At 47.1% G+C, this 22,159-nt stretch carries 14 protein-coding genes; 8 read left to right on the top strand and 6 right to left on the bottom strand.

Going from position 1 to position 22,159, the window contains the following annotated elements; translation table 11 throughout:
• Positions 1-3: 3 nt before the first annotated feature.
• From PV783_RS10175 to PV783_RS10165, 3 genes are all read right to left on the bottom strand, one after another.
• The gene (locus tag PV783_RS10175; protein WP_420987897.1) at positions 4-2,211 is read right to left on the bottom strand and encodes an alpha-galactosidase; all 2,208 of its coding nucleotides are present in this window, start codon (positions 2,209-2,211) and stop codon (positions 4-6) included.
• A gap of 91 nt (positions 2,212-2,302) precedes the next feature.
• Positions 2,303-3,961: a RagB/SusD family nutrient uptake outer membrane protein gene (locus PV783_RS10170; RefSeq protein ID WP_420987896.1), complete on the bottom strand. Its 1,659-nt coding sequence runs from the start codon at positions 3,959-3,961 to the stop codon at positions 2,303-2,305.
• Between the two features lie 39 nt (positions 3,962-4,000).
• A complete protein-coding gene (locus PV783_RS10165) occupies positions 4,001-7,090 on the bottom strand; it encodes a SusC/RagA family TonB-linked outer membrane protein (RefSeq protein WP_420987895.1) in 3,090 nt (1,029 codons plus the stop codon).
• 245 nt (positions 7,091-7,335) lie between these two features.
• Here PV783_RS10165 and PV783_RS10160 point away from each other — a divergent pair, with 245 nt between their 5' ends.
• A complete protein-coding gene (locus PV783_RS10160) occupies positions 7,336-8,808 on the top strand; it encodes a M28 family peptidase (protein WP_420987894.1) in 1,473 nt (490 codons plus the stop codon).
• A 36-nt stretch (positions 8,809-8,844) separates the two neighbouring features.
• Here PV783_RS10160 and PV783_RS10155 read toward each other — a convergent pair whose 3' ends face one another.
• From PV783_RS10155 to PV783_RS10145, 3 genes are all read right to left on the bottom strand, one after another.
• Positions 8,845-9,189, bottom strand: a complete 345-nt coding sequence (locus tag PV783_RS10155) for a winged helix-turn-helix transcriptional regulator (RefSeq protein WP_079468860.1) — start codon at positions 9,187-9,189, stop codon at positions 8,845-8,847.
• A gap of 232 nt (positions 9,190-9,421) precedes the next feature.
• A complete protein-coding gene (locus PV783_RS10150; RefSeq protein ID WP_336387142.1) occupies positions 9,422-10,048 on the bottom strand; it encodes a DUF4142 domain-containing protein in 627 nt (208 codons plus the stop codon).
• 117 nt (positions 10,049-10,165) lie between these two features.
• Positions 10,166-10,378 (bottom strand): dodecin family protein, encoded by a 213-nt coding sequence (locus tag PV783_RS10145; protein ID WP_079468862.1) that lies wholly within the window; start codon positions 10,376-10,378, stop codon positions 10,166-10,168.
• A 270-nt stretch (positions 10,379-10,648) separates the two neighbouring features.
• Here PV783_RS10145 and PV783_RS10140 point away from each other — a divergent pair, with 270 nt between their 5' ends.
• From PV783_RS10140 to PV783_RS10110, 7 genes are all read left to right on the top strand, one after another.
• Positions 10,649-11,251: an RNA polymerase sigma factor gene (locus PV783_RS10140; protein WP_079468863.1), complete on the top strand. Its 603-nt coding sequence runs from the start codon at positions 10,649-10,651 to the stop codon at positions 11,249-11,251.
• A gap of 57 nt (positions 11,252-11,308) precedes the next feature.
• On the top strand, positions 11,309-12,517 hold the full coding sequence (locus tag PV783_RS10135; RefSeq protein ID WP_420987893.1) for a FecR family protein: 1,209 nt from the start codon (positions 11,309-11,311) through the stop codon (positions 12,515-12,517).
• 259 nt (positions 12,518-12,776) lie between these two features.
• Positions 12,777-16,361, top strand: coding sequence for a SusC/RagA family TonB-linked outer membrane protein (locus tag PV783_RS10130; RefSeq protein ID WP_420987892.1), 3,585 nt, complete (start codon positions 12,777-12,779; stop codon positions 16,359-16,361).
• A gap of 11 nt (positions 16,362-16,372) precedes the next feature.
• On the top strand, positions 16,373-17,800 hold the full coding sequence (locus tag PV783_RS10125; protein WP_363433569.1) for a RagB/SusD family nutrient uptake outer membrane protein: 1,428 nt from the start codon (positions 16,373-16,375) through the stop codon (positions 17,798-17,800).
• Positions 17,801-17,828: 28 nt separating this feature from the next.
• Positions 17,829-18,755 (top strand): hypothetical protein, encoded by a 927-nt coding sequence (locus PV783_RS10120; protein WP_420987891.1) that lies wholly within the window; start codon positions 17,829-17,831, stop codon positions 18,753-18,755.
• A gap of 146 nt (positions 18,756-18,901) precedes the next feature.
• Positions 18,902-19,831, top strand: a complete 930-nt coding sequence (locus PV783_RS10115; protein ID WP_079468867.1) for an ABC transporter ATP-binding protein — start codon at positions 18,902-18,904, stop codon at positions 19,829-19,831.
• Between the two features lie 21 nt (positions 19,832-19,852).
• Positions 19,853-22,153, top strand: coding sequence for a Gldg family protein (locus PV783_RS10110; RefSeq protein ID WP_420987890.1), 2,301 nt, complete (start codon positions 19,853-19,855; stop codon positions 22,151-22,153).
• Positions 22,154-22,159 lie beyond the last annotated feature (6 nt).

Below are 22,159 nucleotides of genomic sequence, written 5' to 3'. Positions count from 1 at the left end.
TAATCAGGATACTTCGTTAATCCGGATAACCACGCTGGTTCTTTTAACATGCAGCTGTGGATTAAATCCGATGTTCATTAAAAATTCGCCGGTAAATATAGTGTTATCCGGGATAACTGTATCTTCTCCGGGATAAAGATTAATTTCTTTCAGGCGGTATTTCTTTGCAGGGTCCAGGCCCTTTAACCGGATGGGAAATTTGCTGCCTTCGCCATAACGGTAATTTACCAGGTAGTTAAACAATACGCCGGTGGCTTTCTTTTCATCGAGATACATTACGGCGGCTACGCTGCCCTCGTGCGGATCTGCCAGCCGGTATTGGTCGCCGTGCCAGATCACATCTTTCAAAGCATTATAATTATTAATCGCCTCCTTACAGAAAGCGAGATCTTTCTCTTTTAAATCCTTTACTACAATATCAAAACCCAGTTTGCCCATCATGGCTACATCCACCCTGAATTTGATGGGTTGCTTACCCCAGTCGGTTACGTGGTTGGCGCTGGCAATGGCCGGGTAGAAGTAAGAGTTTTCCCACTGGATATAAATGCGCTCCAAAGGATCGGTGTTATCGCTGGGCCAGTACTCCGTAAAATATTGTAACGCGGCATAGTCCACACGGCCACCACCACCGGAACAAAGCATCATGGGCACATTGGGATATTTGGCGCGCACCCTGGCCAGTACTTTATACAAGCTCCGCACATATTCCACATAGAACTGCGACTGCTGCTGCTTTTGGTAAGCGGACCATGCGTTGTAAATAACAGCATTGCAATCCCATTTGATATAAGATAATTTGGGCGCTTTTATAAACAGCGAATCCACCACTTGGAATACAAAATCCTGTACCTGCGGATTACTCAAATCCAGCACCAGTTGGTTACGGAAATAATGTTCTTCGCGGCCGGGTTGTCTTAACACCCAATCCGGATGTTTCGTGTTCAGCTCACTCTTTGGATTCACCATTTCGGGTTCTATCCAGATCCCAAATTTCACCCCGTTGAGTTGCGCCATGCTATCCAGTGCAGCAATACCGTTAGGCAGTTTTTTGCGGTTCTCCTGCCAGTCGCCCAACCCTGCGTGATCGCTGTTGCGCGGAAATTTATTACCAAACCAGCCGTCGTCCAGCAGGAAGAGATCCACGCCAAGGTCTTTGGTATCTTTTAATAAACTTTTCAGTGCGGATTCATCGAAGTTGAAATTAGTGGCTTCCCAGTTATTTAATAGTGTGAGCCGCTCTCCTTTTCCGTCCAGTAATTTATAGTTTCTCGCCCAGCTTTGCAGTTTACGGCTGGCATCTCCTTTTCCTTTTGTGGAGAAGGTATACAGGAAAGGCGGTGTTTCAAAAGCGGTATTTGTTTTTAATACATAGGGAGATGCATAGTTATTGATTCCAGCTATGATACGTAAGTTATCCAGGTTGTCGAGTTCAAGATCGATCCTGAAATTTCCGCTCCACTCCAGGGATCCGTATAACACACTGCCCTCGTCTTCTGTAGCCGGTTTATCCAGCGACACCATGAAAACTGGTGGCTGGAATAAATTGGCGCGGGTACCCAGTTTGGAATCCAGTGTTTTAATGCCGTGTGTAATCGGTGTTTCTTCCGGCTGCATTTCCTTTGCCCAGTCGCCATGATACTGCCGGAGCCAGTAACGCGGCGCTTTGAGATAAAGATTGGCGGAAGCAAATTTCTGCAGGGTTACATTTCCTTTTTCCTGGTGCCTGATTACGGACCATTGCTCTATTACATCTTCAGCTTTATACACTTTGTAATACAGCGTTACTTCAAATGGATACACGGGGTCTTTCAGCAGGATACTGATCTCCTCTACATCTGCTCCGCGGGGAGTTACTTTATGACTTACATAACGCAGGTCCAGTGCATTATTGCCATCGGCATGCGTTACCGCGATGGCGGGTTCCATCAGGTTCTTTGTACCGGCAGCGGTATAGGCGGCATTGGATACGGTTGAATAATCTTCGGTTTGTTTGTAGGCCATTGGTACCTGTTGGTACTCTGCGGCATTGGATAGTTTGGTACCAAAGTAGATGGTGGACAATTGTCCCTTTGCATCTACCTGTAATACCACGGCATTATTTTTTGATTCCACAGGTATTGTAAATGGCCTGGCATCCTGTGCGAAGGCATGTCCGCAGCAGCACATCGCCAATAACCAGATGCCCTGTTTCAAATGGATGAATCGTATCATGAAAAAAATCTTTTTAAACTTATAGCTACAGGTATTTATGAGCAATACGGATAACGGTATGCCCGTTATCCGTATCATTTTAAGGAGTATATCAGTACCCCGCATTCTGACGGAGTTTTCTTCCGGATGAATTAATTTCCGACTGCGGAATGGGCACCCAGTAATTTTTTGCTTTATCAAATTTGCGGTTGTCCAGTGCAATAATTCTTGTGTATACGATGGCGCCATTTGGTTGTTTGGATGGCAATATGCCATAACCGGGAACGTTTTCTGTTACCTCTGCAATCTTCCACCGGCGTACATCAAAGTAGCGGTGTTCTTCAAAGGCCAGTTCAATGCGGCGTTCGTTGCGGATGCGGCTCCGCATACTGTCGGCCGACAATCCTTTGGGTAGTTCAGGCATGCCTGCTCTTGCGCGGATATCATTCACGGCTTTATACACCGTGTTATCCGGGCCTACAGCTTCATTCTGCGCTTCCGCGTAGTTCAGCAGCACTTCTGCATACCTTAAATATTTCCAGGGCTGGTAAGCTGTCTGGTTCGGGTTTTCAACCGGGTTGGCTTCGTTGATATATTTTCTTACGTAGTAGCCGGTAGGACTGGTATTCCAGTTACCATTGCCATCTTTACTGTCTTTACCGCCGGGACGGAATGTTTCCACGTTGCGGGTTCTGTAAGGAGCGCCGTTATAGAGAATGCTCGCATAAAAACGTGGGTCCCTGTTCTGGTAAGGATTTGCTTTTTCTGCAGGATTGTTCCAGTCGAAACGGGAGCCATCGGCCATTTCATAATCGTCTACCAGATTCTGCATCGGCGTATTTCCGCCCCATCCGCCATAACCATTGGGACCGTTTACCAGTTCCAGGTTGGTGTGTTCGTTGGTAGGAGAATATACCCGTTCAAAAATATCTTCACTGGTACCACTGATGGTGAATAAAGTTTTGTAGTTATTATACAGCGTAAATTTATTCAGCGCTATTACATCGGAAGCTGCAGCAGCAGCGGCGGCCCATTTTGTTTTATCATTGGAGCCATTGGTATACAAAGGGCTGGCAGCGTATAACAACAGGCGCGCTTTCAATGCCAGTGCGGCAGCGTAGGAGCCGCGGCCAGTGGGATAACTTTTATCCTTCATCATAGTAGCGGCAGTATTCAGTTCATTCACTGCATACTGAATACATTCCTGCACCGGTTTACGGATAAAAAGCGAATCGAAGTTGGTATCATCCAGGTTGTATACGCGGTCGCCGGCCAAAGGCACATCACCGAAGTTGCGGATCAGGTCCTGGTAGCGGTAAGCGCGGATAAAGTGGAGTTCTCCTTTCAGCCGTTCTTTTCCATAATCGCTCATTGGAACTTTGTCGATGTTGGCTAACGCGTAATTCACTTCCCGGATGCTGCGATAGCTCCTGATCCAGGTATCGCTCATCCAGCCGGTTCTGTCCGGCGTGAGGGCGCCCTGTTGCACAAACCAGGTATTGTTGTCCCATACTACCACGGATTCATCTGTTACAGAACTCATCCAGGCATCTTCAAAAGCGCGGCCAAATCCGGGTTTTCCACCATCGTTACTACCGCCCACACCGATATATCTTCCTGTAACATAGGCTTCCGCCAGCGAGGAATCGCCCCACACGGCAGCATCGGTGATGATGCTGGTTGGTGCGGTGTCAAGAAAATCTTTCTTACATGCTCCCAGTGCGGCCAGGCCGGCTGCTACCAGGATCAGTGATATATTTTTAGTCTTCATTTCTTTGCAATTGAAATAGTAAATGATTTGTTTCCCCTCTTAAAAATTCACATTCACGCCTACGTTAAACACTTTCTGTTGCGGGTAAAAATATCCGCTGCCATCGGTGCCTTCCGGATCTATTTGTTTCACTCTTGTAAAGGTGAGCAGGTTAAATCCATTCACATAAAAGCGGGCAGATTTAATAGATGCTTTCGACAATAAAGCAGTGGGGAGGTTATAGCCAATCTCTACGTTTTTAAGGCGGAGGAAAGAAGTATTCCAGTTCCAGAAAGTACTTGGGTATGCGCCGAGGTTGCTGGAATTCGGTCTGGATACGGGGCGTGGCCAGGAAGCATTGGTATTTTCCGGTGTCCAGCGGTTATCTGCCCATTCCTTGAGGAAGGAGCCAAATTCACCGGATTCCCAGAGGAGGTATTGTGCAGATTCTCCCTGTCCCTGTAATAAAATATTTACATCAAAACTTTTCCAGGAGGCGCCTAACGTGATGCCATATACGATTTGCGGAATATTGTTCTGGTCTACTCTTACGCGGTCGGCTGCGGTAATTGCCTTATCACCGTCGTAGTCTTCCAGGATCAGGTCACCGGGCCTGGTGCCGGGAGCATGTGGTGTAGCATCGATCTGTGCCTGGTCTTTGAAGATGCCGATGCTGCGGTAGTACAGGCCGGCATTGATCGGGTGTCCTTCCACTTTCTGGTAAGAAAGGGTGCCGGGCGCTTCATCCAGGAAGATGACTTTATTTTTGATAAAGCTGAAGTTACCGCCGATATTGAATTTTACGTCGTTGAAGCGGGTTTCATACATCACAGAGGCTTCAATGCCTTTGTTGGTAACCTTACCGATATTTTCGTCGGGGATCTGGCTGCTGCTGATACCGCTTACGCCGGGGATACTTAAATTTCTCGGCGCCAGGATATTGTCTCTCGTTTCACTGAACACATCCAGGGTAACGTTAAAGTGGTTGAATAAAGAAGCGTCTATACCGATGTTGGCCTTCTTTGCTGTTTCCCAGGTGATATTTGGATTCGCCAGTTTGGCATATACAATGGTGGGAATATTGGCGCCATAAGGTTGTCCGGCGTTTGTTAATGTGCTCAGCGCATTGGTTTGCAGGTTCAGGTTTTGAAGATATTGATAGCCGGGCGCATCGTCCGGTTTAATATTTTCATTTCCCAGCAGTCCGTAGGAAGCGCGGAGCTTTAAGCTGTTGATCGTATTTTTATTAAACCAAGATTCTTCTGAAATACGCCATGCTGCCATTGCGCTGGGGAAAAATCCGTATTGCCTTCCCGGTGCAAAAATGGAGGATCCATCTTCACGGAGCTGTACATCCAACAGGTATTTTTCTGAATAGTTATAACTGATACGGCCGAAGTAACTTCTGCGGGTAATGATGTAACTGCTGCCGTAGTTACTCGCATCTGTTGGCAAAGCACCGCCCTGGCTCAGTTCCGGCAACAAGGTAGTGATATAGTTCTGACGGCCGGCGCCAAAAGTTTCATACGTTGTTTTCGATTGCTGTACTGCTGCAAACGCGCTGAGCTGGTGTTTACCAAAATGTTTATCATAGCTCAAACGGAGAAAAGAGTTCAGGAGTGTATAGTTGATCTGGCTTTCCGACATGGAAGGGTTATTGGGACCGCCTTTCACCGCGTCATAGGTTTGTGTGCCTTTATCGTACTGGTACACGATCCAGTTTTTAGCCAGCTGTTTATCAAATTCAAAACGCTTGTCGATAGATACCATTCCATCTACTGATAATCCTTTAGCTAATTCGTAACTCGCTTTACCGATGATACTACCGGTGGTGATGGGTCTTTTATCCGCACCGGATAACTGTGCCATTGCCAGCGGGTTTTTCCCCATTTCCACACCGGCCCCCATCATACCATTCGGATAATAAGCCGGGAGTGTTGGGTAGGTACGGTAAAGAAACTCAAATACGTTGGAGGCGCCAAAGCCGGCCAGTGCGGTCTTTTCTTCCTGCCGGCCAGACATCTGTACCGTTGCTTTAAACCGGGAAGAGAAGTTAATATCGAAGTTTGCGCGGATGTTATATTGTTTATAATTGAGTGGACTGTTGCGATACAATCCATCCTGGTTCAGATAGCCGCCGGAGATATAATACGACAGTTTATTGCTGCCGCCGGAGAAGGAAAGATTGGCGGAAGTTTGAGGCGCCAGTGGTTTCATCACTTCCTTTTCCCAATCTGTGTTCGGGTAAGACACGGGGTCTTTCCCGTTTCTGAACAATTCTATTTCCGCATCGGAATAGCGCTGGCGCTGGCCTTGTGAAGGATTGTTATAATAGCCTATTTCATTTACGATAGTGGCGTAGGTAGCGGCATCTACAAATTCCGGCAACCGGGTAGGTTTTATAAAACCCTGGTTCAGGCTGAAGCTGAAATTTGTTTTGCCGGCTTCTCCTTTTTTGGTGGTGACCAATATAACGCCGTTCGCCGCCTGCGAGCCATAAATGGCGGCAGAAGCATCTTTCAGGATACTGATGCTTTCAATATCGCTGGCGTTTAAGCGGGAAAATCCACCGAGTGCATTGGGTACGCCATCAATTACAATTAACGGGGCAGAGTTACCGGTGGTAGCTACCCCGCGGATCAGCAGGCGGGCATCGTCGTAACCTGGTTCCCCGCTGGTGTTGGGCGCAATGAGGCCCGGCATACGGCCAACGAGTGAGTTGGAGATATTGGGCTGCGGGCTTCTTACTATTTCCGCGCTTTTCACCGCCGCAACGGAACCTGTTAACGTGGCTTTTTTTGTGGTGCCATATCCTACTACCACTACGTCGTTCAGGTTTTCCACAGAGGGTTCCAGGGCAATAGTGGTGAAATCCTGCGTGAGCGTTAACTCCTGTTGCCGGAAACCAATTCCCGAAACAACCACTGTGTTGCTGCCCGCGGGCATGGTGAGCACAAACCGGCCTTCCTCATCTGTTTTTGCACCGGCGGTGGTGCCTTTTACAACTATGGAGATAAATGGTAGTGGTGATTTGTCGGTGGAACTGATGACTTTACCTTTGAATGGTTTTTGCTGGGCATACGCTGGTATGCACAAACAAAACGCAGCAAAAAATGCGAGGACGCATTTCAGCAAGTGTTTGGCAATCATTTTTTTTCAATTTAAAACGTAAATGGAATACGAATGGTGGAAACATCAATCGTGGAACGGCGCTGTGATCCAATCATTCATAACGTGCTTTTTTAGTTGACCTGTACTATTTGCATCTGTACTATACTATACTATTCTACAAATATAATTTCCGGTATTGAAACTTCCAAAAAAAATTCCCGTGCACCAACGGGATGAATATATTAGCCCTCATTACCTTATTTTTATTGCAGAAAGATATGCTTATGACAAACCGTTTCTCCGCCGCACTGGCTGCCTTGTTGTTAACCGGCAGCGCATTAATGGCACAAAGCAAAAAACCTATAGACGCCATAAAAGCGGACGATATTAAAAAGGACCTGTACTACCTGGCCGACGATCATTTCAGGGGAAGGGAAGCCGGCACACTGGACGAATTAAAGGCATCCGTATGGCTGGCAGAACAGGCGCGTAAAGCCGGTCTTGAGCCCGCCGGTGATGATGGCACCTACTTCCAGTTCTTTTCCCTGATACGGGAACGGGTAAGTAACAACAGCACCATCAGTATAGGCAACCGGTCGTTTCATTTATGGCAGGACGCCATTGTATATGAACCCAGCTTTGCAGCGGTGGATGCGCCTATCGTATTTATAAATGACGCCGACACCGTATCTGCCGCCACCATAAAAGGAAAAGTAGTGGCATTGCAGTTTTCCGCCAAAGGCATCAATGATCCGCGTGTGCAGGTACCTACGCGATACGCAGGCATAGTGGTGAACTACTGGGCAAAGTACCTTGCTTCCAAAGGCGCAGTGGCCATTATTTTTGTTGGGGATGAACTGGCACAGAAAGGATGGGGTAAAGCCACACAATATAACAACCGCGGTTCCTACCAGATAGAAGGCAGTCTTTTTCACCGGCAGCTGTTAACCGGCGTTCCCATCATCTGGCTGCAGCAGGATGCACTGCCGCTGGTACAGCAGCCAGGGCAACAACTGAAAGCGCACATCTTCTCTGAATCTTTTACCTACCCTTCGGTAAATGTGGTAGCGAAAGTAAAAGGCAGCGATCCTAAGCTGGCAGGAGAATATGTGGTATTCAGCGGCCACCAGGATCATGACGGGGTAAGGAATGTACCGGGAGTAGCCGATTCTATTTACAACGGCGCCGATGATAATGCCAGCGTAAGCGTTGCCCTGCTGGCCATTGGCCGGGCCTTCCGCCAGCAACCGGGCAAGCGCTCCGCCCTGTTCATCTGGCATGGTTCGGAAGAAAGAGGACTGTTTGGCTCCACCTGGTTTGCGGATCATCCAACGGTGCCCCGGGAATCACTGGTAGCTGTATTAAATGCGGATATGATCGGCAATAATGCGCCCGACAGTGCCGCCCTGCTTGGCCTCATCCCGCCACACCTCAGCTCTTCCGCGCTGGCAAAAATAGGACTGGAAGAAAACCGTAAAGGACCGGGATTCAAACTGGATACAGCATGGGATAAAGCCACCCATCCGGAAGTATGGTATTTCCGCAGCGATCACTATCCCTATGCGAAAAAGAATATCCCGGTACTCTACTTCAGCTCATTGCCTCATGCACTTTATCACACCCCGGGCGATGAAGCGGCTACCATCAATATAGAAAAGCTGACAAAAATAGCCCGGTGGATGTATGCCACCGGTTTTACTGTATCCAACCTGGCAGAACGGCCGGCAATGGAACCCGGCTTCCAGCTGGAAAGGTAAGTATATAAGGAAGCAGCGACTGCAGCCGCTGCTTCCTTATAGTGTAATCTCTTCTTCCTTCATCAGGAATGCGCCATAGGCATGCAGTGCATCGATAACAGACAATGCCTGCTTTGCCCTTTCGGTGAGCGCGTAATCCACACGCGGGGGCTTTTCAGCATATGCCTTCCGGGTCACCATGTTTTTCTCTTCCAGGTCGCGCAGTTGCGTAATCAGCATTTTATCGGTGATATGCGATATGGACTTTTTCAGATCGCCATACCGGACCGGTCCTTCACGAAGCGCCACCAGGATAGGCATTTTCCAGGTCCCCCCGATATAATTCATTGCAAATTCAACAGGACTATAATACAGCCTGTTCTGATGCCGGAAATCTTTCATACCGGAAATTTACTTCCGTATTCCCGTTTTTTTGCCTTTATATACTAAAAAGTAGGTATCCCTGTTGCCTCACGGATGCGTGTCCGGTACTTCGGACATGGGTACCTGATGGACTATCCATGCACTATCCATACTGTTCCCATGCACTCCTCATGCACTCCTCATGCACTATTGATGCACTCCTCATGCACTATTAATGCACTATCCATGCACTCAGGTTGCCTGAGCCTGCTTACTGGTAAGGCAATGGCCCAACCGGTATACCCATCTTTCTTTGCAGGTTCAGCGCAGAGTCAAGGTGCGCTGATAAAATAGGCAAATTGTCCAGGGCGAAAGCCTTTATTTCCACATCTGCCGCATTCTTAGCCGCACTTTTAAATGCGCGGATATCTCTCTTATGATCATCTATCATCATGCTGATATAGGCCCTGTCAAATGCTTCTCCCTTCTTTTTTTCCAGTCTTTCCTTCATTTTTTGCTGATGATTGGACACCGAATCAGGGAGTATTATATTTTTGGATGCAGCCAATGCTTTCAGTTTTTCGTTACCTGCTCCGTGATCTTTTATCATTAAGGCCCCAAAAGCCTTTACCTGTTTGTTCATAGAATTTGTTTGGGCCAGCTGTCCCAGCTGTACCTCTGTCATTCCTCCACTGGCGGCTTCTACCAGGAAATCAGCATCTGCTTTGGAAGGAATAACGGCTAATGACTCTGCAGACGGGCTGCCCATCATCTGGCTGTCGATTTTTGCGCGGTTGGCTTCTTTGGCTTTCTTTTCGCTGTCGGAAGACCTGTTGTTACAACCCCATAAGAGGAACAATGACGACAGCGTATAACAGAAGAAAAGTGAGTTTTTCATAATCCCTCCTTTTAGGGAAATGGCCCCAAAACATATGCCATGAGTATCCCTTTACATAAGATATCCGGGGGTCTTATGATATAAACTCAGCCTGGGTTTAATGGCTATTTTCCCCTTTTATTTCCGTTCTTCATCTATACGGAAAGACACTTTACAAATGATGCCATAGGTAGATACCTTGCCGTCTTTTACATGTGCCTTGATGTCTTTTACATAAACAGAATCTATGTTATGTATGGTTTTTGAAACCTCGCTTACAGCATTATTGATAGCGTCTTCAATGCTTTTTTCTGATGAAGAGATGACTTCAATTACTTTTACGATAGACATAAGATGATCTTTTTAAATGATTAGAAAAGAACCTTGTAAGAGGTGATAACAATAACATTGTCAATAAGGTTCCACCGGCAGCCGGTAACTTCCGAAGAAACAGGCACCTTCCGGAACCGGCCATCCAAAACATTTTCCCGGTACCAGGAAGAACTTCCGGCCTTATTCCTAATTCATAATCAATTAATTTTCAATTATTTAAAGACACCGCTTTTTCCTTGAGAATTTTTGCTCTAGTTTGTGCTTCCAAACATGAACATAAAATAAGCATTGTCAAGTAAGCAAGCATACGGGGAAATTGAGCTGATATCTTCTTTTCAGCAGGGCGAACACAAAGCACTGCATCAAATTTATGCGCTATACCAGCGGCCACTCTGTTTTTTTACGGAACAGCTGACTTCCGATACAATGGCCGCAGAAGATATTGTTTCGGAATGCTTCATCCAGGCATTTCAAAAAAAAGAAAACTTCCCCACACTGGGCCAACTGAAAGCTTTCCTGTTCACTGCCGCAAGAAACGCCGCCCTTAATTATCTGAAGGCACAAAAACGACATGGTGATATTCACCAGTCGATAGAAAGGGTAGCCGACCGCTTTTCCATAGATGTTGAAAAAGCCTATATAAAAACGGAGGTAATACAGGCTATTTTCCTCGAAATTGAAAAGCTGCCACCACAATGCCGGCAGGTAGTGCGCCTCTCCGTTATCGACGGGAAACGGCCGCAGGAAATAGCCGACGAACTCAATATGGCCTACCAGACCGTTCTGAACCAAAAAGCAAAAGGTGTAGGATTATTACGCACCGCTCTTTTAAAAAATGAGCTGATATCCCTGCCAGTCCTTGTTTCCGCACTATTATTGCTGCAACGCTGATTTTTTTTTGAGAAGGGCGGTATAAAAGGAGGAGTTAGTTGTTTTAGTAGTATCGACATGAGGGAGAACAATCATTACATAGCCGGCCTGATTGGCAAATACCTGGACAATAGTCTGAATGCTGACGAGCAAATTGCATTAACGGAGTGGATCAACACCTCCGATGATAACCGCCGTCTTTTTGCAGAACTAACCGATCAGCAACAGCTGGTGGCGAATCTTCAGCGGTTTTATGCCTATGATACAGACAGGATTTCCAGGAAGATCAGTGAACAGATTCCCGGATTTGACCAACCTGTTGCGACCCCGGTTCACCGGGTTCATTTCATCCGCAGATGGGGCTGGGCAGCTGCTGCAGCACTGCTGCTTGCAGGAAGCACCTACCTGCTGGTAATGAATAAAAAAGATCAGTCGCCGGTCATCTCATCAAAGGTAGCGGATATCACTCCCGGCAGCCAGGGCGCTATACTCACCCTGGCCGACGGACGACAGGTTGTACTGGATAGCATGACCAGCGGAATTGTTGCGCACCAAAGCGGTACCTCCGTAGTATTATCTAACGGAAAACTGATGTATGATCCTTCCGGGGAAGCCGTTTCCGATATCCAGTATAACAAAATGACCACGCCCAAAGGACGGCAATTCCAGATGACCTTACCTGACGGAACCAAAGTGTGGTTAAATGCAGCCAGCTCCATCCGCTACCCTACTGTATTTGCGGGCAAGGAACGAAAAGTGGAAGTATACGGGGAAGCCTGTTTTGAAGTAGCAAAAGATGTCAATAAACCTTTCCTGGTAAATGTAAATAATAAAGCTTCCATAGAAGTACTGGGCACGTTGTTCAACGTAAACGCCTACGAAAATGAAAAAACGATCAATACAACATTGCTCGATGGAAGCGTAAGAGTAGTCAGTGAACCTGCCAGCATAATCCTCAAACCTGGTCAGCAGGCACAGATCAACAATATTTCCGGCATCAATAAACCGGGAGCAAAAATAGCTATAGTAAGCAATCCGGACATTGAAAAAATAATGGCCTGGAAAAACGGCCTGTTCAACTTTGAAGGCGCCAATCTCGAAGAAGTAATGCGACAGCTGGAACGCTGGTACAATATAGATGTAGTTTATGAAAATGGTATACCGGATATACAATTCATGGGAGAAATGAGCAGGCAGATATCATTAACAGACCTGCTGGAAATATTAAGGAGAACAGAAGTAGACTTTAGAGTAGAAGGACGCAGATTGATTGTGCTGAATAAATAAGTATCAGATACACTTCACCGGAGAATCACAGAAGGGGCCTGTATGGCCCGGCCTGACTATTTTATTAAACGAACCAACCATTAAAAAACCGTCACGGATTGCGGCCGTGACGGTGTATTTGACTTAGTTGGTTTCTAAACGGTTTATTGCAATTCACATTTATTAACAACCAAATCTCATGCAATTTATGCAAAAAAAATGCTATTGGCCGCCCGATCGCCGGGGAAAAAACATGGGCCTAACCAAAATCTTTCTGGTAATGAGACTTACTGTCATTTTATTAGCCGCCGCCATCTTTCAGGCAAATGCCTCGGGTCACGCACAAACCGTTACCCTTTCGGGTAAAGCCATCCCTATCAAACAAGTATTTAGTGCCATCAAACAACAAACAGGGTACGTAGTTTTCAGTAATAATAACACGATCAATGATACACGGAACGTATCGCTTTCCGTACGTGATATGCCGTTGAAAGATCTGCTGAATGAAGTATTGAAAGATTTTCCGGTTACCTATGTGATCAAGGACAAAACAATTGTATTGTCCCGCAAAACAGCGCCCGCCGGCAATATCCTGGCTCCTCCCAACACCATCACCGGTACCATCCGCTCTGCAACCGGTGAACCACTGCCGGGCGTTTCTGTGCGGATAAAAAATACGGTCAGCGGCACCATCACCGGGTCTGACGGCTCTTTCTTCTTTAACCGTCCTCCCGAAAACGCGGTATTCGTGATCAGCATGCTGGGATATGAAACCCTGGAAATCGCTGTACTGAAAGGAAATAATGGTTTCACCGCCAACACGCTTGATAAAGCACAATCGAAGTCGCTGCTGGTAACCGATGGCGCCAACCTGTTACTGAACATCACGCTGAACAGGAAAGACTTTGAAATGAACGACGTAGTAATCACCGGGTATATGAACGTGAATAAAAAGAACTACGTAGGTTCCGTTTACTCCGTGAAAGCCGATGATATCAAGATAGCCGGCGAAACCAGCATCGACCAGATGTTGCAGGGCGTTGTACCCGGCATGTCAGTAATAACGCAATCGGGGCAGGTGGGTTCCACCCCAAAGATCCGTATCCGTGGTACTTCTACCATCCTGGGCAACCAGGAACCGGTTTGGGTAGTGGATGGCGTGATCCAGCGCGATCCCTTGCCAATGCCCAATGGCAGCGGATCACTGGCAGGAGATATGAGTGAACTGCGCCTGATTGCCTCCAACGCAATTTCCTGGCTCAACCCAAACGATATTGAAACCATCACCGTTTTAAAAGATGCTTCGGCCACCGCCATTTATGGTTCACAGGCAGCCAACGGCGTAATTGTACTCACCACGAAAAAAGCCCGGCCCGGCCAGTTATCAGTGTCTTACAACTCCACGCTCACCGTTGGTCAGAAACCTACCTACGGCGACTTCGACCTGATGAACTCCCAGGAACTGATGCAGTTTTCGAAAGAAGTATACGAAGCGCGCGACAGCTATACTGCTGAAGTATTGCCTATCGGCTACGCTGCACTGATCCAGCAACTACAAAGAAAAGAGATTGATTACGCCACTTACGTGGAACGGTACCGGAAGCTGGAAAATCAGAATACCGATTGGTTCTCTCTCCTGTTCCGCAACCCGTTCAGTCAGAATCACAGCCTGAGCATCTCCGGCGGAACCGAGAAAATCTCAAACAGAACCTCCCTGAGCCTGCAACAGCAAAACGGCGAAGCCAAAGGAAATGACCTTACTTCTTTCGCCGCCTCTTCCAACACCACGCTCCGGTTTGGAAAACGGCTAACCGTAAACTTTATGCTGAATGGAAGCCGCCGGGAAACAAATGGTTTTGCATATGGCGTAGATCCATTCACCTATGCTTACAATACTGCCAGAACCATTCCCATGTATAACGACGACGGCTCCCTTTTCTATCATGAGAAAAGAGGAGAACCCAGCACCGTTTTCCCCGGCAACAACAGCTACCAGTATAACATTCAGAATGAAATTAATAATACCGGGAATAAAAATGTGACCACTAACCTGTCGTCTACTGCAGATGTAAACCTGCAGTTAACAAAGGACCTGCAATACCAGGGACTGTTATCTTACACCCTTACCAATTCCAACGTAAAATCTTACGCTACGGAATTATCCTACTATATCACTCAAACAAGAGGGTATGAGTTTGGCAGCGTACTGTCCAACTCCCCGCAGGAACTGGCCAGCCGCCTGCCTTTCGGAGGACTCGTACAAATGCAGAATGCCAACAACAGTGGATATACCTGGAGAAACAGCCTGGTGTATAACCACCTGTTTGGCACTAAACATGCCGTTACCCTCCAGGGGGGAATGGAGGCAAGATCCGCACTCACGCAGGGTAACACCGATACCCGTTATGGCTATCTCCGTTACCGCGGAGAAAGTTATGCGCCTGTTCCGGCACTGCCTGCGATGATCTCCGGCAACGGCGACAATCTCCTTGACCTCATGCGCGTAAATTCAGGCATCGTTAACCAGAAGAGTAATTTCCTGAGTGAATATTTTTCTGCGGTGTATGGTTTTGATCAGCGCTTTATCTTCAACTTCAACGCAAGACTGGATGCTTCCAACCGTTTCGGGCAGGATAAAAACAAGCGGTTCCAGCCAACCTGGTCGGTGGGTGGAAAATGGCGCGTTGCCAATGAAAAATTCTTCAGCTCCCAGAAATGGCTGAACGCGTTCGACGTATCTGCCACTTACGGCTACCAGGGAAATGCAGTGGAAGCGGTATCTCCTTACCTGATTGCCACCGACGGAGGACTCAGCAACGTATTCAAACAATATATCCTCAACATCAAATCGCTGCCTTATCCTGAACTGGGTTGGGAGAAAACAAAAACATGGAACTTCGGACTGGATGTTGCCATGTTTAACGGCCGCCTCAGCGCCACCGCCAACTGGTACAAAAAAAGCAGTAACATCCTCGCTTCACGGGACGTGCCCGTTGAAAACGGGATGAATTCCGCAACCGTATTTGGTTCCCTCATGGAAAACACCGGCTATGATCTGATCATCAGTGTAGTGCCGGTGCGTACCAAAGACTTCATGTGGCAGTTTTCTGTGAATACAGGTCTTGCCCGGAACGTGCTGAAACAAAACGAAAGGGTTAATACGAGAGAGGATTATCTGAACGGAACAGCTATTGTGAACGGAGAAGCTTACTCCACTTTTTATTCCTATGCTTATGCAGGTTTAAGTCCGGCCAATGGAGTGCCGCTCTTCAAAAACATGGATATTAAACCTACTGCCAATGACCTGGAATACCTGGTAAAATCAGGTAAGCTGGATCCCGACTTTTCCGGTGGATTCAATACAATGGTCAGGTATAAGAACCTCTCCTTAAGCGCACAATTCGCCATGGCATTCGGAAATCAAAAAAGACTGCCCGTGTTCTACAACGCTTCCGGTGCGCCCACTCCTGAACAGAATGCTCCCAGGATCCTGAAGGAGCGCTGGAAACAACCAGGCGATGAGAAATATACCAACATTCCTGCTGTTCCACCCGGCAATCCCCGCAGGATAGAATTCTACCTGCCAACAACAGTGCCATTCAGGGTAACGCCATATGACCTGTATAACCAATCCGATTACATGGTGGCAGATGCTGATTTTGTCCGCTGCCGGCAAATTTCGTTTAACTACGAGTTTACACAGGAACTGCTGAAAAAGATACACATTAAACGACTGAGTACATCCCTCAGCATGACCAACCCGTTCCTGGTAACTTTTGACGATGCATGGAGAGGCTATGATCCCGAAACAAACGGATGGCCTGCCCGCAGAACAACGTCATTATCTTTTAATATGACTTTCTAATATTGAAGCGCATGAAATATAAGTTATTCTCTGTTTTCTTTGTCTTCACGCTGCTGGCATCCAGCTGCACTAAATTCCTGGAAGAACAATCCCAGAGTGAGATCATTCCCAAAACTGCTACCGACTTCCGGGAGCTGTTGATGGGATCAGGTTATATGGGAAATGACGAGCCAACTGATTTTCTTTCCCGCATGGACGACGACGTGGATCTTAACATTGAATGGGGCGCCGGTACCGGCTACTCCATTGTAGGAACGGCTACTGTGAAAACGGATTACCTCTACTATACGTGGCAGCCCCAGTTAGCCGACAGAAATGGTTTGGGCGATCTTATCAGTGAAGATCCTGCATCTACCGCCTACTTCTATTTTTATGAACGGATCATGGGATGCAACGCCGTGCTGGATAATATCAACACCGCCATCGGCAGCCAGCAGGAAAAAGACAGGGTGAAGGGAGAAGCCCTGGCGATGCGGTCGTTCTATTATTTCCGGCTGGTAAATCTCTATGGAGAACCTTACAACAGCAATCCACAGGCGCTTGCCGTACCCTTAAAGCTAAACTCCAGTGTAACTGCAGAATATATGGAGCAGGCGACCGTTGCAAAAGTATATGAGCAAATCGTCAACGACCTGAAAGAAGCTGCCACGCTGATGGACCCGCTGCCCATTGCGCGCAGGGACTATCACATCAACCAGCCTGCCATTCATATTCTTTTATCAAGGGTATATCTCTATATGGAGAAATGGGAAGATTGCGTAGCAGAAGCTAATAAAGTGTTTGAACAGGGAAGTGTGCTGATGGATATGACCGGCATCACCACCGGGTACTACCTCACCTATACCAACCCTGAAGTGGAATGGATGTTTGGCGGAAAATCACAGGGGGGCGACCAAACCGCCTATACATTTTCACCGGAACTTATGTCCATTTATGATGCAGAGAAAGATGTACGCCGCAAATATGGCATCTCTGATTCAAACGGCGACGCGCCGCTCATATCGAAGTATACAAACATAGCCGGGGAACTTGTTCAATGCCTTCGTACCGGGGAAGCCGTGTTAAACAGGGCAGAGGCAAATGTGCAACTCGGAAAACTGAGCGCCGCCATGAAAGATCTGAATGACCTGCGCCGTACGCGTATCATCGGTTATACAGATGAAAACATCGGCGATAAAGCAGTGCTGCTAAAGGCGGTACGGGACGAGCGCCGGAAAGAATTTTTCCTGGAAGGATTCCGCTGGTTTGATCTTCGCCGTTACGGCATGCCGGCCATTACACACCGGTATCAGCATGAACTGGGAGAAGCGATTCTGCATTACACGCTGAAAGAAAAAGACCCGATGTACACGCTGCCTTTTCCTAACAGTTTGCTGCAAAGAAATCCGGCACTGAAACAAAATCCTTCCGGCACCATGAGCGACAGGATCGGACAATAACTATTAAACACGCAATACCATCTTTAACATGAAACATATATTTCTCATCGGCTGCATCTCCAGCATATTATTATTCTCCTGTTCGAAGGATAATGAAATTGGCGCACCGGCGCCGATCGGACCTGATTATGTGTTGCCGCAGGGGAACGCCCCCAAAGAGGCAAATGATAAAATCCAGCAGCTGTACGACAACTACGGATCTTACTTCCTGTATGTGTTTACACAAAAAGATTTTGAGTGGACACAGGCAGCCGGCGGCAGCGCATCAAAAATCGATACAGCGGTATTGGGCAATCCCGCCTATGCCGGGGATATGCTGAACTTTCTCAATGATGTGTGGTTGAAATTTCTCCCGGAAGATTTCAGGAAAAGCCAGGGGATTCCTTACCGGGTACTGATGGCCGATACCATCAAACAATACCGGCCAGGCATGCCACCGGGCAGGGAATATCTTTATTTCGATTACAAAGTAGTGGGTAAGTCCATCACTTTCGCAGGCATGAACGCATCCCTGCGAACCATGACCCCGGCAGAGAAAGTGGCGAAAAAGAATATTCTCACAAGCGCTATCTGGAGTTATTACATCAGTAATAATATCCTCGATATTCCTGCAGCATTTTATACCGTCAGCAATTACGCTACAGCGGCGGCGCCTACTGCGCCATTGTCGATGCCGGACAACCTGGAAGCATTCCGGAACAGGGGCTTTTTACCCACCAGCTATGATCCCATCAGCGGCAGAATAGGCGAATGGTATTATGGCACCTATTCCTGGGGAACGGCCAAGTCAAATGATATTACTTCATTTATCATGCATATTACAACCCGGACGGATGCACAAATGCAACCGTACCTCCAGTATCCGCTCATCAAACAGAAGTTTGATATCCTGGTGGATTATTACAAAACAAAATATCATATAGATGTACGCGCTATTGCAAACGCCGCCTACTGATTCCTGACCTTTCCTTTCGCCCGGGGCTTGTCCCCGGCGAAAGGTATTTTTCAGTAACCCATCTTTATAAAAAAATATTCAAACGCAATAACCGTGTAAGCAAAAGCTTACGCCTGCTATTTTATTCAATAAACAATCCGTAATGAATGGAAAACGCCATCGTAAAAGTTGAGAATCTGTCTCACCGTTACGCGTCCCAGTGGGCGGTAAGAGACATAAATTTTGAGATCCATAGCCAGGGAGTTGTGGGCCTGCTGGGTTCCAATGGAGCCGGCAAATCCACTACCATGAATATCATTTGTGGGGTGTTAAAACAATCAAAGGGAGAAGTATTTATCAACGGCATCAACCTGAAAGAAGATCCGGTAACGGCCAAACGAAATATCGGGTTTATGCCGCAAAAGCTGCCGCTGTACCTCGATTTCACCGTGGAAGAATACCTCACCTACTGCGCCGATTTGCGGATGGTGGAAAAAGACCAGGTAAAAAAGGCAGTACAGCAGGCATTGGAAAGATGCGGCGTGGCGCATTTCAGGGAACGCTTGCTCCGCAACCTCTCCGGCGGATACCAGCAACGTGTGGGCATTGCCCAGGCCATTGTGCACAACCCTAAGTTTGTAGTACTCGATGAACCCACCAACGGCCTCGATCCAAACCAGATCGTGGAAGTAAGGAACCTGATCAAGGAAATTGCAACAGACCGCTCCGTGTTATTGTCTACCCACATCCTCACAGAAGTACAGGCTACCTGCAAGGAAATCAAAATGATTGAAGAAGGGCAGATGGTGTTTTCCGGAACCCTGGAAATGTTCGACAACTACATCGAACCCAATTCACTGGTAGTAATGCTGGAAACACCTCCCGCACAGGAGGAACTGCTGAAGCTGGAAGGTATCAGGTCTATTGAACAACTGGCTCCCTCCCGTTTCAGACTCGGATACGACGGGGAAAAGAAAACAGCGCAACGGATCGCGGAAATAAGCGTGGGCAGAGGCTGGGGACTTATGGAACTGATTATTGAAAAGAGTTCACTGGATGCTGTATTTGCCAGGTTGTCTAAAAAAAATACCAAATAAAAAATCAATAAAAGATATTCAATGAGACAAATTTTTAAGATCGCCAAAGCAGAGTTATTCACTTTGTTTTATTCACCGATCGCCTGGATGATCCTCGTGGTATTTACTTTTCAGACAGGGATGGGTTTTGCAGACACCATGCAGGAGATGCTGCGGGGCCAGAGCAGCGGCCTTGGCTTGTCCTTTATCTCCGCCAATATTTTTTCCGGACAACGGGGATTGCTTGCCTCGGTGCAAAGTTATCTCTATCTCTATATGCCCTTACTCACAATGGGATTGATGAGCCGGGAGCTGAGCAGCGGTTCTATCAAATTATTATATTCATCTCCCATCACTTCCTCACAAATCATCCGCGGTAAATTCCTGGCGATGATGGCCTATAGCCTCCTGCTGATAGCCGTGCTGCTTGTGTATGTGACTGTGTGTATGTTTATAGTAGACAAGTTTGAACTGGCGCCGGTATTATCGGGACTTCTTGCCATTTACCTCCTGATGTGCGCCTATGCTGCCATTGGATTGTTTATGTCGTCCCTCACCTCCTACCAGGTAGTGGCCGCCCTCGGAACACTGGTACTGCTGGGCACCCTCAGCTATATGAACAAAGTATGGCAGAGCATTGATTTTGTACGTGATATCACTTATTGGCTGTCTATTTCCGGCCGGTGCAACGAAATGATCGCCGGGCTGATTTGTACAGAAGATGTACTTTATTTCATTATTGTAGTAGCCATGTTCCTGGGACTGAGCATCCTGAAATTGCAGGCCAACCGCACACATGCATCTTTTTCTTCCGTGTGGAGCAAGTATGCACTGGTGGTGATAACCGCTATGGCGCTGGGTTACACCACCTCCCGGCCAATATTCATGGCGTATTATGATGCTACCGAAACAAAGCGGAATACCCTCACGCCCAACAGCCAGGCGATCATGGCTAAACTCGATGGCGGCCTCACCATCACCACCTATGTAAACCTCCTCGACCGGGAAGGCTACAATGGGATGCCCGAAATGGTAAATGAAGATAAACAGCAGCTGAAACAATATATCCGTTTCAAACCGGAAACAAAGCTGAAGTACGTTTATTATTATGATACCGCCAGTAATAACCCCCGCCTGAACTTTGTTTATAAAAACAAATCCCTCGCGGAAATGGCCCAGAAGGAAGCAGAGATCAAAGACCTGGATATTGATATGTTCCTGAAACCGGAAGAAATAAGAAAGCAAATCAACCTCAGAGATGAAGGCAATGTTTTTGTTCGCCTGGTAGAGAGAGAAAACGGACAAAAGGCTTTTCTGCGGATTTATGAAGATATGATGAAATTCCCCGATGAAGCAGAAATATCTGCCGTGTTCAAACGCATGGTGATGAAGCTGCCAAAAATCGCCTTCCTGCAAGGCCAGGGAGAACGTAAAATTGAAGGCGACCGCATAAAGGACTATACCCTGTTTTCTTCTGTTAAAACATTCCGTTATGCCCTCACCAACCAGGGCTGCGATGTGGAAACACTGGACCTCTCCGGCAATAACCAGATCCCCAAAGGCGTAGACATCATCGTGGTTTCCGACATGCTGCAGGACATGGATTCCGTTTCAAAACGTAAACTGGATGCCTACATTGCCAATGGCGGAAACCTGGTGGTAACCATCAAACCCGGATCAGCGGTGATGGAATCTTTCATCTCACAGTTCGGCGTAAAAACCATTCCTGGTCAGCTGGTACAACCTAAAACGGATGTAGCGGCCAATGCCGTGATATGCAGACCTACAAATGCGGCTATCAGCATCGCACCTATGTTTGAGCTGATGATCAAACAACATGCGTATGTGGGTATGGTAAAAGCAGCTGGTTTGGTGATGGCGGAAGATAAAGGCTTTAAAGCTACTCCTGTTCTTCAAACCGATACCATGAAAACATGGAACGAAACACAGACCATCGATTTTGTCAATGATTCTGCTTCCGTAGATATTATGGCCGGAGAAAAAGCAGATAGCTTCGTTACAGCAATGGCCTTATCGAGAAAAGTAGGTAATAAAGAGCAACGCATCATGATTATAGGAGATGCCGACTGTATCAGTAACGGTGGTATGAAACCGCCTATCAGATATTACGGCGCTTCCAACTTTTCTTTGATTCCAGGTATGTTCCATTGGCTATCTTACGGCACCGTACCGGTAGATGTAAGTCGCCCGCATTCAAAAGACAACACGCTCTTCCTCACCAAAGGAAGTTTGAAAGTGGTGAAATACGGGTTAATGGGTGTAATCCCCGGATTATTGCTGATAGGCAGCAGCATTTTACTTATCAGGAGAAGAAGAAAATAAAACAAA

It is taken from the genome of Chitinophaga sp. CC14, from assembly GCF_048957795.1.
Classification (GTDB): domain Bacteria; phylum Bacteroidota; class Bacteroidia; order Chitinophagales; family Chitinophagaceae; genus Chitinophaga; species Chitinophaga ginsengisegetis.
This window is presented reverse-complemented; position numbering and strand designations above follow the sequence as displayed.

Bases quoted from the DNA above. Each gene is read 5' to 3' on its own strand.
- PV783_RS10175 (WP_420987897.1), bottom strand. From the start codon at position 2,211: ATGATACGATTCATCCATTTGAAACAGGGCATCTGGTTATTGGCGATG.
- PV783_RS10170 (WP_420987896.1), bottom strand. From the start codon at position 3,961: ATGAAGACTAAAAATATATCACTGATCCTGGTAGCAGCCGGCCTGGCC.
- PV783_RS10165 (WP_420987895.1), bottom strand. From the start codon at position 7,090: ATGATTGCCAAACACTTGCTGAAATGCGTCCTCGCATTTTTTGCTGCG.
- PV783_RS10160 (WP_420987894.1), top strand. From the start codon at position 7,336: ATGACAAACCGTTTCTCCGCCGCACTGGCTGCCTTGTTGTTAACCGGC.
- PV783_RS10155 (WP_079468860.1), bottom strand. From the start codon at position 9,189: ATGAAAGATTTCCGGCATCAGAACAGGCTGTATTATAGTCCTGTTGAA.
- PV783_RS10150 (WP_336387142.1), bottom strand. From the start codon at position 10,048: ATGAAAAACTCACTTTTCTTCTGTTATACGCTGTCGTCATTGTTCCTC.
- PV783_RS10145 (WP_079468862.1), bottom strand. From the start codon at position 10,378: ATGTCTATCGTAAAAGTAATTGAAGTCATCTCTTCATCAGAAAAAAGC.
- PV783_RS10135 (WP_420987893.1), top strand. From the start codon at position 11,309: ATGAGGGAGAACAATCATTACATAGCCGGCCTGATTGGCAAATACCTG.
- PV783_RS10130 (WP_420987892.1), top strand. From the start codon at position 12,777: ATGAGACTTACTGTCATTTTATTAGCCGCCGCCATCTTTCAGGCAAAT.
- PV783_RS10125 (WP_363433569.1), top strand. From the start codon at position 16,373: ATGAAATATAAGTTATTCTCTGTTTTCTTTGTCTTCACGCTGCTGGCA.
- PV783_RS10120 (WP_420987891.1), top strand. From the start codon at position 17,829: ATGAAACATATATTTCTCATCGGCTGCATCTCCAGCATATTATTATTC.
- PV783_RS10115 (WP_079468867.1), top strand. From the start codon at position 18,902: ATGGAAAACGCCATCGTAAAAGTTGAGAATCTGTCTCACCGTTACGCG.
- PV783_RS10110 (WP_420987890.1), top strand. From the start codon at position 19,853: ATGAGACAAATTTTTAAGATCGCCAAAGCAGAGTTATTCACTTTGTTT.